The sequence below is a fragment of the Antarctobacter albus genome, assembly GCF_900101505.1.
GTDB classification, from domain to species: Bacteria; Pseudomonadota; Alphaproteobacteria; order Rhodobacterales; family Rhodobacteraceae; genus Antarctobacter; species Antarctobacter albus.
On record NZ_FMZI01000010.1, the window covers coordinates 14,118 to 25,347 of the forward strand.

At 62.4% G+C, this 11,230-nt stretch carries 11 protein-coding genes; 8 read left to right on the plus strand and 3 right to left on the minus strand.

The annotated features are described in order from the left end of the window. Positions 1–47: 47 nt before the first annotated feature. Together BLQ71_RS17205 and BLQ71_RS17210 are read right to left on the minus strand one after the other, a co-directional pair. Positions 48–1,184, minus strand: a complete 1,137-nt coding sequence (locus BLQ71_RS17205; protein WP_074622589.1) for a CaiB/BaiF CoA transferase family protein — start codon at positions 1,182–1,184, stop codon at positions 48–50. Next, positions 1,181–2,320, minus strand: coding sequence for an extracellular solute-binding protein (locus tag BLQ71_RS17210; protein ID WP_074622590.1), 1,140 nt, complete (start codon positions 2,318–2,320; stop codon positions 1,181–1,183). The genes BLQ71_RS17205 and BLQ71_RS17210 overlap by 4 nt, the downstream gene beginning before the upstream one ends. A 155-nt stretch (positions 2,321–2,475) precedes the next feature. Here BLQ71_RS17210 and BLQ71_RS17215 point away from each other — a divergent pair, with 155 nt between their 5' ends. Continuing rightward, positions 2,476–3,264 (plus strand): IclR family transcriptional regulator, encoded by a 789-nt coding sequence (locus BLQ71_RS17215; RefSeq protein WP_043141937.1) that lies wholly within the window; start codon positions 2,476–2,478, stop codon positions 3,262–3,264. A gap of 79 nt (positions 3,265–3,343) precedes the next feature. On the opposite strand, the gene BLQ71_RS17220 is transcribed toward BLQ71_RS17215, so the two are convergent. Beyond that, positions 3,344–4,228: a LysR family transcriptional regulator gene (locus BLQ71_RS17220; RefSeq protein WP_229754793.1), complete on the minus strand. Its 885-nt coding sequence runs from the start codon at positions 4,226–4,228 to the stop codon at positions 3,344–3,346. A 132-nt stretch (positions 4,229–4,360) separates the two neighbouring features. Here BLQ71_RS17220 and BLQ71_RS17225 point away from each other — a divergent pair, with 132 nt between their 5' ends. The 7 genes from BLQ71_RS17225 to BLQ71_RS17255 all read left to right on the plus strand — a co-directional run bounded on the left by BLQ71_RS17225 (position 4,361) and on the right by BLQ71_RS17255 (position 11,119). Then, a complete protein-coding gene (locus tag BLQ71_RS17225; RefSeq protein WP_043141454.1) occupies positions 4,361–5,536 on the plus strand; it encodes a cytochrome P450 in 1,176 nt (391 codons plus the stop codon). Positions 5,537–5,549: 13 nt separating this feature from the next. Beyond that, entirely contained in the window at positions 5,550–5,873 is a 324-nt protein-coding gene (locus BLQ71_RS17230) for a 2Fe-2S iron-sulfur cluster-binding protein (RefSeq protein WP_043141456.1), read from the plus strand. A 39-nt stretch (positions 5,874–5,912) separates the two neighbouring features. Then, positions 5,913–6,965: a TRAP transporter substrate-binding protein gene (locus BLQ71_RS17235; RefSeq protein WP_069209410.1), complete on the plus strand. Its 1,053-nt coding sequence runs from the start codon at positions 5,913–5,915 to the stop codon at positions 6,963–6,965. Between the two features lie 526 nt (positions 6,966–7,491). Next, positions 7,492–8,223 (plus strand): L,D-transpeptidase, encoded by a 732-nt coding sequence (locus BLQ71_RS17240; protein ID WP_157923317.1) that lies wholly within the window; start codon positions 7,492–7,494, stop codon positions 8,221–8,223. Positions 8,224–8,878: 655 nt separating this feature from the next. Then, on the plus strand, positions 8,879–9,799 hold the full coding sequence (locus BLQ71_RS17245; protein ID WP_157923316.1) for a MotA/TolQ/ExbB proton channel family protein: 921 nt from the start codon (positions 8,879–8,881) through the stop codon (positions 9,797–9,799). Positions 9,800–9,813: 14 nt separating this feature from the next. After that, on the plus strand, positions 9,814–10,425 hold the full coding sequence (locus BLQ71_RS17250) for a hypothetical protein (protein WP_133066174.1): 612 nt from the start codon (positions 9,814–9,816) through the stop codon (positions 10,423–10,425). A 1-nt stretch (position 10,426) separates the two neighbouring features. Next, complete coding sequence (locus tag BLQ71_RS17255; protein WP_074622593.1) at positions 10,427–11,119, plus strand: hypothetical protein; 693 nt, start codon at positions 10,427–10,429, stop codon at positions 11,117–11,119. The last annotated feature ends 111 nt before the right edge of the window (positions 11,120–11,230 follow it).

An 11,230-nucleotide genomic window follows, 5' to 3' on the forward strand; every position in this document is an offset into this window, starting at 1 on the left:
AGTAGGATTGAAACGGGCCCTCGGGCCCGTTTTTTTGTCCCGCGAACCTACCAGCCGGAGTCGAGCAGGGCGTTGGCGTCGCCCAGTTCAGGGGCGGCGGTAGTGGAGGCAGGGCGAACCCCGTCGATGCGGATCGGCAGACGGGTCGTCTGCATGTTGACCTCTTCCCCGCGCGAGATCGGCTGCACCATCTCCAGCGTTTGCAGGACACCGCTTTCAACGACGCCGTCCCAGTCCATCACCGGTGCGGCCCAGATGTCGGCCTCGACGAATTTCGCCATCCAGTGATCCGTCTCCGCCGTCTTCAGGCGCGCAGCCAATCCGGCTTTGATCTCGTCCCGGCAGGCAAAGGCGTCACGCCCGGCGATCTCCGGGTCGAGCCCGGTAATCTGCGCCAACAGGTCCAGCTTGCCCATGGCAATGGCCACATGCCCGTCCGCCGTCTCGTAGACGCCGTAAGGCGCGGCAAGATAGGCATGAGCCGGGTTGTTGGCCGAGCGTGTCGGCGTGCGGTGGCCGTCGTTCAGCCAGGTGGTCAGAAGCTCGAACTGGAGATCGGCCAGCACCTCGATCAGCGAGGTTTCCACCTGTCCGCCGATGCCTTTCACGGCGCGGCGGTAGAGCAGGGCCAGCACCCCCTGCGTCAGCGAGGCCCCGGCCAGCACGTCGGCAATCGGAAGGCCCATGGCAACCGGCCCGTCATCCCGCGCACCTGACAGCCACATGACGCCGGACCGCGCCTGCGCCAGCAGATCCTGCCCCGGAAGATCGACCCAAGGCCCGTCAGAGCCATAGCCGGTCACAGTGCCGTAAACGACTGTCGGATTGACGGCCTTCACCGCCTCGTAGCCAAAGCCCAGCCGTTCCATCACCCCGGGGCGGAAGTTCTGCAGCACCACGTCTGCCTCGCGCACCAGCGTCCAGAGCTTGTCGCGGTCAGTCGCCGATTTCAGGTCCACAGCGAGCGAACGCTTGTTGCGGTTGATGGCGTGGAAGATCGTGCTTTCGCCACCGATCTTCGTATCGGTCAGGTAGAGATAGCGCGACAGGTCGCCCATACCGGCGCGTTCCACCTTGACGACGTCGGCGCCGAGGTCGGCGAGTTTCAGGGCACAGTATGGCCCAGCCAGGAATTGCGAGAAGTCGAGGACCTTGAGACCGTCGAGGGGCAACATGTCGGTCATCCGTCGAAACTCTCGGTGAAACGGGATTGCAGCGCGTCAAGCGCGGCGTCCTGCATGCACTTTCCGGTCAGGGCATCCAGGATGATGTGCGAGGCCGCTTCCTGGAACCCCATGTAGCCCTTGTGCCGGGGCCGCAGCCAGGCAGCTTCGTGACTCATCCGGGTCTGGTGATAGGCCTTGCCGAAGCGGGCGTTGACCTGCGGGTCCGCCCAGGCAAAGGCATTGCCGGGCTGGCCGTTGTTCGCGGTGTAAAGCCCGCGCTGCACCTCTGCCGAGGCGACCCAGAGCGCGAATTCCGTGCAGATCTCCGGGTGTGTCGTACGGGCCGAGACAGCGAGGCCGGTGCCGCCGAGCGCCGAGCCGAGCGGGCCGCTTTCTCCCTCTGCCGGGATGTCGTGGTAGGTGACGATATTCGGGCGATAGCCGTCCTTTGCATAGGGTGCGTAGAGGTATGTGTAGGGGATCAGCGCAAAGCGATCCCCCTCGCTCAGCGCATCCAGTGCGGCGATCGGGTCCATGCCGTGACAGGCCGGGTCCACGAGGTCCGCCAGGGCCTGCATCGCCTCCAGTGTGCGCTTTGCCGCGGCGCGGTCGATGGGCAGGTCGCGTGTCACCGGGAATGCGCTGCCGATATTGGCCATGAGGGTAAAGAAGGACATCAGCACATGCGGCGGGCGCAGGGGCCAGAGCACGCGGCCGTCGCGGGCCTCGGCCATGATCTCTGACAGGCGCTTGGCCGGGGTAGGGCGCAGGTCGGGGCGGATCGCCTGCACCTGGCAGGCGGCATCGACCGGCAGCGCCCATTGGTGCCCGCCGTAGAAATAGCTGTGATAGCTCTTGCCGACGGTTTCCGCCTCCAGCCGCGCCAGCACCTCGGGGGCGCCGTGTCTGTCGATCGGCAGCAGGCAGCCGTCGGCCACCACCTCACCCACATGCGGATGGTCGATGATCATCATGTCATAGGCCTGCGCCAGTTCCTCGACCGGGGTGCTTTCGAACCCCTGGAGGGATCGCTTGTCCCAGGTGATGGTCACATGCGGGTAACGCTCTTGGAAGGCGGCGCTGGCGGCGACAAGCGGATCGTATCCGCGCGGGTCGGACCAGGTCATGCCTTTCAGGGTGCAGGCTTCGGTCAAGGTTTTCCTCCTGTTTTCGCCAGAATAGCGCGGAGACTTCACAAGTGAAAGAGGATTTTATATTTAATAGAGGCACGGTCTGCCATGTTGTCAGCGCAGCGCCGCACTAGGTATAAACGCCGGAGCACATCGGCATGGAAACGCCCGGGGGCAGGATGACCAGCACGACAGAAGAGCGGCCCGAAGAGGAGAAATACCGTGCCCCGGCGCTTTCCAAGGGGCTGGACATACTCGAACTGCTCGCCTCCGAGGCAGAGGGGCTGACCCAGGTGGAGATCGCCAAACAGCTGGGCCGGACCACCCCGGAGATTTTCCGGATGCTGATGGTCCTGCGCCAACGCGGTTATGTCGAACTGAACGCTGATTACGACCGCTACCAGCTCACCACGAAGATGTTCGAGGTGGCCCACAGGCACCCGCCGATCCGGCGCCTCACCTCGATCGCCGGGGATGCGATGCAGCGGCTGGCGGACCAGCTGAACCAGTCGATCCATCTTGGCATCATCCATACGGGGCGGGTGCTGGTGATTGCGCAGGTGGATTGCCAGGACATCAACATTACCTCAGTCCGGCTGGGGGCGCATATCCCGATCTACGACACCGCCTCGGGGAGGGTGCTGGCTGCCTGGATGGACAAGCCGGCGCTGGAGGCACTGATCGCGGAAGTCGGCCGCGAACCCGCAGATAAATACAGTGCTTTCGTTAAGGATCTGCCGGACGTGCGCAAAATGGGCTATTGCGAGTCACCCTCGTTGACCATCGCAGGGGTTCAGAACATCTCGGCCCCGATCTTCGATTTTTCCGGGAAGGTCACGGCTGCGGTCACCATTCCCTTCATCCACCGGCTGACCGGGACTTCTGTCGCCACGGCCGAGGAGTGCCGCGAGCGGCTTGTCGCCATGGCGGCGGACATCTCGCGGCGGCTGGGCGCCGGCGCGCGCTAGGAGGTCACCGGCGCGCAGCGGGCGAATCTTCCATTCCGAATCGACCAACGGACCGGTCGGGCGGCCATGCGCCCTGACCTCAAAGCGATGCCTGGACGACCCTGTGTATCAGCTCCCTGAGCCAGATATGCGGTGCCGAACGGTGGTGCGGCGCGGTCCAGACGAGATCGATGGAAATACGGGTGGCCAGCGGGAACTCGGAGACCTGCACCGAGTGGCCGAGAACCTTTGAAAGACGCTGCGGCACTGTTGCCACCAGATCTGAACCTGAAACCAGCTGCTCCAGTCCTGCCGGACTGGGCACGCGCAGGCCGATCTTCAACGCATGCCCCAGCTCTTTCAGGTCGACCAGATAGCGAGACGTCCAGCGACCACCGTAGGTGACCACGACGTGCAGCAGCGACAGATAGGTTTCCATGTCGAGGCTGGTGCCCGCCGCGGGATGATCCCGGTTCATCAAGCAGACGTAGCGCTCGTGGTACAGACGGCGGCGGTAGAAATCCGGGTCGTCTCTTTCGAAAGGGCCGATCAGGAGGTCCGCCTCGCGGTTTAACAGCCGTTCGTGGCCGATGTCCGACGCGTCAATGATGTCCAAGGTGATGCCCGGCGCCTGTGCGCGGATGGTATGAACGATCTGTGGCACCCAAAGGACACGTTCGTAATAATTGCATGCCAGGGTAAAGCGCTGCTGCGATGTCGCCGGGTCGAAATCCACCGGAGCCGCAAGCTGGCGGAACTCGCCAACCAGCCGCGCCGCCTCCTGCACGATTTCCTCGCAACGCGGCGTCGGATGGATGGCGCGGCCTTGCCGCACGAACAGCGGATCGTGGAAAACGCCCCGCAGCTTCTCGATGGTGTAGCTGACCGCCGACTGGTTGACGCCAAGCTCCTCGGCGGCGCGGGTGAAGGACCGCAGGGCATACACCCGTAACAGCATTTGCAGGGTGCGAAAATCGACGGACATGGGGTCTCGTGGCGTCTGCATGGTGTAGCCGGATCGAATTTATTGATCGTAATGATCTATTCCATCTTGTTGATGGATGAAAGCCGCAGGGGCATTAAGCGGCATCGACTGTGCAATCTTGGGAGGAGGGGCATGGCACAAGCACCAATCAACGAAGCGGTCTCGCTGGCCGATCTCGCCCGCGATCCCTATTCGATCTACCGGCGCATGCGCCTGGAGACACCGATCGTCGAGGTCCCCGCAGCGCGGCGGATCATGCTGACCAAGGCCAAACACACCAGGATGGTGAAGGACAACGCCGAGCTTTACAGCTCGGACGATCCCGTGACACCGATGCAGCGTGCCTTTCAGGCCCATACGTTGATGCGCAAGGACGGCCCCGAACACCGGGCCGAGCGCATGGCGATGCAAAAGGCTCTGTCACCCAAGGTGATCAAGTCCGACTGGGCAGAATTGTATCGAAAGATCGCGTCGGACTATCTCGATCGCCTTCCCCGCGGTGAGAGGGTGGACCTGTTTACCGATCTTTGCGGTCCGGTTGCGGCGCGCATCCTCGCGCATATCCTCGGCCTCGACGAAGCCAGCGACGCCGACATGATGCGCTGGTCGCAGACCCTGATCGACGGGGCGGGCAATTTCGGCTTTGCCGAGGACCCCTTTGCCAAGAGCGATGCCGCCAACGCCGAGATGAACGCCTATTTCGATCGGATCGAGGCGCGCCACAGGGCAGAGCCCAACAACTCGGCTTTCTCGATCATGCTGAACGCGGCCAACCCGTTGCCGATCGGGCAGATTCATTCCAACATCAAGATCGCCATCGGCGGCGGCATAAACGAGCCGCGCGACGCGCTGGCCACGATTCTCTACGGGTTGCTCAGCAACCCGGAGCAGCTGGAAGAGGTGAAGCGGACAGAGGCCTGGAGCGACGCCTTCGAGGAGGGCGTGCGCTGGGTTGCACCGATCCAGGCCTCGTCGCGCCGCGTCACGGAGGCACATCAGATCGACGGCATCGACATTCCCGAGGGCGTGACCCTGATGACGATCCAGGCTTCGGCCAACCACGACGAAGACCTGTTCGAGAATGGGCACCTGTTCGACGTGTTCCGCAAGAAGGCACCGCATCAGGCCTTTGGCAGCGGCCCACATCACTGCTCGGGCGCGCAGGTCGCGCGCAAGACGGTGGGCGAGATCATGCTTCCGATGATCTTCGAGCGCTTTCCGAACATGGAACTGGTGCCCGACGAAAAGGTGATCTGGCACGGGTTCGGGTTTCGCGGCCCGTTGAACCTGCCGGTCACGCTGAACTGAGAAAGGCAAGAGAATGGTTGAAATCACCTTTGTGCATCCCGATGGCAACCGCCGGACCGTGGGCGCGGCCCCCGGAACCTCGATCATGCAGGCAGCACGCGACAACGGCATAAACGAGATCATCGCGGAATGCGGCGGTGCGATGGCCTGCGCCACCTGCCATTGCTACGTCGATGACGCCTGGACGGACCGTGTCGGGCGCCGCGATGATGCCGAGGATGACATGCTGGACTTTGCAGAGGGCGAAGTGCGCGACACCTCGCGCCTGTCCTGCCAGATCGCCCTGAGCGAGGCACTGGACGGAGTGATCGTGCATCTGCCGGACGTTCAGGGATAACCGGATAACAGCACCAAGAAGACAACAGCGGAGGAAACCATGTCTTTCATTAAGCAATGCTCGGGACGAGCGCTGTGCCTTGGCGCCTTCATGGCCCTTGCCGGGCCGGCGGCGGCGCAGGAAGTGACACTGAACCTGCACCAGATGCTGCCGCAGCAGGCGGCGGTGCCGGCGCAAATCCTGCTGCCCTGGATCGAAAAAATCGAAGCGGCCTCGGATGGTCGTATCGCCATCGAGCATTATCCCTCGATGCAACTGGGGGGCGCTCCGCCTGAGCTCTACGACCAGGCGGTCGACGGGGTGGCCGATATCATCTGGACGGTTGTGGGTTACACGCCGGGGCGTTTTCCAAGCACCGAGGTCTTTGAACTGCCCTTCATGGTTTCGGATGCCCGTGCAGCCTCCTGTGCCTACTGGAAGATGTACGACTCCGCCATGAAGGATGGCGAGTTCTCGGACGTCAAGATGCTGGGAACCTGGGTTCATGGCCCGGGTGCGTTTCACACCAACGCGCCGGTCAAGACCCCAGCGGACCTGGAAGGAATGAAGATCCGTGGCGGCTCGCGGCTGGTCAACCAGCTGCTCGAACTGGCCGGGGCAGAGCCGGTCGGGATGCCGGTGCCGGCGGTGTCCGAAGCCCTGTCCAAGGGCGTGATCGACGGGACAACGATTCCCTGGGAGGTCACCTCGGCCCTGAAAGTGCCCGAGCTCGTGAAAAACCACACCGAGTTCGAAGGTCCGGCGCTTTATACACTGACCTTCGTTCTGGCGATGAACCCGGATGTCTATGCCTCGATGCCTGAGGACCTGCAAAAGGTGATCGACGAGAATTCCGGGCTGGAATTTTCGGTTTTTGCCGGAGGCACACAGGCGGATGCGGACGCGCCGGCCCGTGCCGTTGCCGTGGACATGGGCAACAACATCGTCACGATTTCCGAGGCGGATGCCGCCGAATGGCGCGAGCTCGTTCAGCCGGTCTATGATGGTTGGGTCGCGGATCTGGCGGAAAAGGGCCTGGATGGACAGGCCCTGATCGACGAGGCGCAGGCGCTCATGGCGGGCGACTGCCTGAACGCGACCGGATCGCTCTGAACCAGCCTCTACCCTTAATGGGTTTCCGTGGAGGCCGTTTTCTGGCCTGTGCCGATGAACCAGCCCACGCAGTGAGCGTGGGCTGGTTTTCTTCGGACCGACACGGCGCCCGAATGAAATGCCCGCGTCGCCGATGTCTTGTGGCGTGTGACCGGGCGCGTGGTCGTTCTGCGCCTTTTATGCAAAGTCATAGCCAACAGCCGGGCCTTTGGCCGCCCGGTTGTTCAGGAGGCGGCGTGCGCGGCAAGGGAGCATGACGTGGCGCCGAAAGGGTGGGTGCACTGGGCACTCGCCCCCTGAGGCGAATATCTCAAAGCGGCGCCATTCGCTGCGCCGGCGCGTAGCGATGGCAAGGCGGGGGTTGCGGATTTCAAAGGCCGCCACCTTGCGGTCGTTCCGAAATATGCGCGCCGCGCAACCGCTTGTCTGGTTACTTTCGGGGATATTCAGGCGCTGGCAGTGTCCCGCCTCATGAGTTTCGTAAAAATACTCTGTTGGAACTGATGGTCGTGCTATGGTTGTCAGAGTGTTTGATGCGAATCGAAGTTATTTTCTTATTGATCGATATATGATGGACTCGGGGGATTCCATGATAACAAGGCGTTGGGTTTTATTCGGTGGGGTGATTGGTGCTTTGCTCCCGCGCAGCGGGATGGCCAATTCCACCGATCTGGTGATCGAAGTGAATTTGCCTGCGGATCGCTGGCAAGCGGGTATCCTGAGGTTGAAGCGTGCAAATGGTGAGACACTCACCGAGGATCTGACCGTTTACGGAAAAGCTGACAATGGTCGCGCGGCCCAAGAGGGAAACCCTGCGCGCAGCCCGGTGTTGCCTTTTGGCGATACGCCGGAAGGTGGCTATTCCGTGCCCCGCATGGTGTCGACCGGGTCCGGAACTGCCTATACCGACCGCAGCTACGGACCCAATGGTGCGCTGGTGCTGAAACCCGAGTCCGGAGATGCGAAGGTTGCAGAAGGCAACGGGCGTACGGGGTTGCTGATACATGGGGGCGATCTGTCCTCGTCGGGCAAGCTGCGGGCAACGCATGGATGTCTCAGGCTGTCCAATGCCGATATGGACAGGTTGCTGGCCGCGATCCGCGAGGCAGGCAACAATCCGGTATTGCAGCGATGCGAGGTCGTCGAGGTGTCCGTTCTTGTCGGACCTACTGGCGTGGACGAACCCGGCCCCGATGAATCCGATCCTCCGCCGGGGATCGACGCCCTTCTTGAACCATTGGGGTTGCGTCTGAATTAACCACGGGGCCCGCGCCCGGGGACTGGCCAGCAGGCTGGCGGCTGCGCAATCCCGTATAGATTGACGGCCCGTCTTGCGTTTCCAGTTCGGCCAGATCGTGTTGCGGCCATAGATCGGAAGGATTTTCACAGTCTGCGGATAGCGCAGGGAGAGGCATGTGTTTGAAAGAACCTATGAAGAGTCGCGCAGGCGCGCCAAATCCACGTTTGACAAGCGCTTGCAGAAATATCTTCGCGCGAATTCATTGTTCTTTGCGATTCCGGCAATCGCGGTGTCGTGGATATTTGCGCTATTCCTGCTGTTTTTTCTGACCGCCTATCGACCCGAAGCGGCAACCGGTCTTCAAATCGAGTGGTTGACCAAGCAGGTCGATGTCCAGCCGGCCAGTGAGCAGGGCGAAACGAAAGCGCAATACGTCGTGATGCGCAATCGCAATGCGGCATTGTCTTTCCGGGAATATGCCGGTCGGACCGTTGGTGCCATTCCGCCCGCCTGCGCGATCACGGACGGCGAATTGCCGATCCCAAAACCGGATGCGAAGCCCGGCCAACCCATGTTGATCGCGGCGTTCGGCTGGGATCCGGACACACCGGGCCCGGGGGCCTCGAGCGGCGAGAAACCGACTTACGTTCCGTGCAAGTGGCGGGACCACCCGATGAGTTTCATGGCGGCAATCTCTCCGGATGTCGGGCCGGTGCAGAAATTCACCCTGCTGCTGCTGATCATCGCGATGGGAATCCTGCGCCGCAATCGCCTTTTCCGCAGGATCGAAAGCGAGTCCTGGCCGGAGGTTGATGAATACAACGTCGATCTGAACTTTCGGCTGAGCGAGGACGAGAACGGCTTTGAACAGCGTGACCCACGCGTTGCGCAACATCCGATCAGCTTCATCGTGCAAGGCGACAACCGCAACAGCAGCGAGCCGATCTACCCGACCAACCTGTTGCGGCTGGACCCGTTCACCGTCGAGAACTCCAAGACCGCGCGGTTCAACGCGACAGTGTCCTCGGTGCGGGACAAGTTGCTGGGAGCAACCCGGAATCGCAAGTTGGTCGGGCCGTTGGATCTCATCCTTGACGTGCTCAAGGCCGGAGCGCACACGGGCCGTGTCGGCGACGCGGAAAAGCGCATGCGGGTCGCGGTCTATGAATATGGCAACGATCTGTCCGACAGGTTGGAGACCGGGCATTACCTGATGTGGTTGATGCCGACCGTCGGTTTCCTTGGCACCATCTACGGGATCAGCGCCAGCCTTGTCCGTGCCAAGGGTCTGTTCTCCGGATCAGCGGACGGCGAGGCGAGCGAGTTCGAGGAAAAGATCCAGCTCGTCGTTGACGGGTTGGGCGTGGCCTTCGACACAACCTCGATGGCTCTCTTGTGTTCCGCGCTCCTCTACTGGGCGCTGGTCCGGTCGGAATCCGGGGTGCGAGAGGTCGTCGACAAGGCGCGCCGTAGCCTCTCCAACCTACTGATCGACCGCATGGTCGATCGGGACATGCGAGACGTGCCCTATGCCCTGGTGAACACGCCGGGTCCGGCGCCCGAACAGCAGTTCTTCGACCAGAACGGCGAGTGATCCACGAGGCCGCCATGTCCGATTTCCGCCATCTCGAACGCCCCCGGAGCAGGCCGGAAATCTTCGGCCTCTCCACGTTGGATACGGTGACCTGCGCCCTGGGCGGGGCGATCATCTTGATGATCTTCATGGCTGCCCTCACGGACCGCAAGGCCAAGGTGACGCTGACTCCGCACCGCAAGATCCTTGAGAGCGGCGACCGGGAGCCGGCGACACCGACCGCACGGGCGACGGCGACCTCTACCGCCGATCCCAAGGACATGGAAAACTTGGTGGTCGTGTACCTCGATGGGGCGGCAAGCCGGTTGGGACAGGCGCCAAGCATCGAAGCACCAACAAAGGCATGTGTGTCCTTGGATTTCCAGGTGCGCACATTGCGCAGCGCGCCAGAGCATTTCGGCACGGACGGGGATGATTTGCCGGTCGCCTTCTCGGTCTGGGCGGCGGGCGATGCAGCGCCTTGCATGGGCTTTACGCTGCATGTGCCTGCCGTCCATGCGGCGCCCTGCGAGGCGACACTCGTGTCCAGCGGGCATTACCAGACCCGTCAATTCTCGTCTTGTCGGGCATCGATGGTGTTCGAGTCAAACGGCGACAAGGTCTACCGTTTCGAGAGGGAGTACTGAGATGCCCATGCGGCGCGCCGGATTTGCCTGGATGTCCATGATGGACCTTCTGTTCGGCTTGTTCGGGGCGCTGGTGATCCTGACCGTGCTGATCACGCTGAAGCTCGGGGCCGACAGCGGTGTCGAGAAGAAACCCTTTCAGATGTTCACCTTCGAAGTGTTCAGCGACAAGGCCGACGTGCAGTCTGCCCTTGCGCGCATGTCCCTGGGGCTGCGTGTTGCCGTGCCGGACAAGGCGGGCTGTGCGATGGGGGCCAGTTTCGACACGGAGCGCTGCGAGGCGCAACTGTCGGCAACCAGGGACCAGGCGCCGGTCAAGTACCGTACATCGGTGCAAACCGGAGGCGGCGGGGGCGGCCTGCTGTCCGCCGCCCTGTTCATCGGCAACAATGGCCCGCTGGAGCTGACGCCTTTCCTGGCGAACACACCCGTGTTCGAAGAGATGGTGGCGGACCGTGGCAGCAGCCTGGTCACCATTCGGATGGGCCTGAAGTTCGGCGACCTGTTCTGGTCGCCCGCGCCGTTCTGCATGACGGTCGACGACGTGATCAGCCTGGCAAGCACGGACGAACAGGGGCTTGCGCCACTGGATATCTGCACGTTGCAACGGTGCAAGGATGGTCAGCAATACAGCCCCTGTGGAACCAAGGAACGTGAGATCACCACCAAGGGAGGAAAAATTGTCTTTAAGTGACACTTGGCGCCGGATGGCGCGTGCCGTCCTTTGTGGTGCCTTCCTGTTCGCGGCCCCGGTCCCCCCCGTTTCTGCACAAAGCACGGGAGGCGCGGATATCGCGGCCATTCG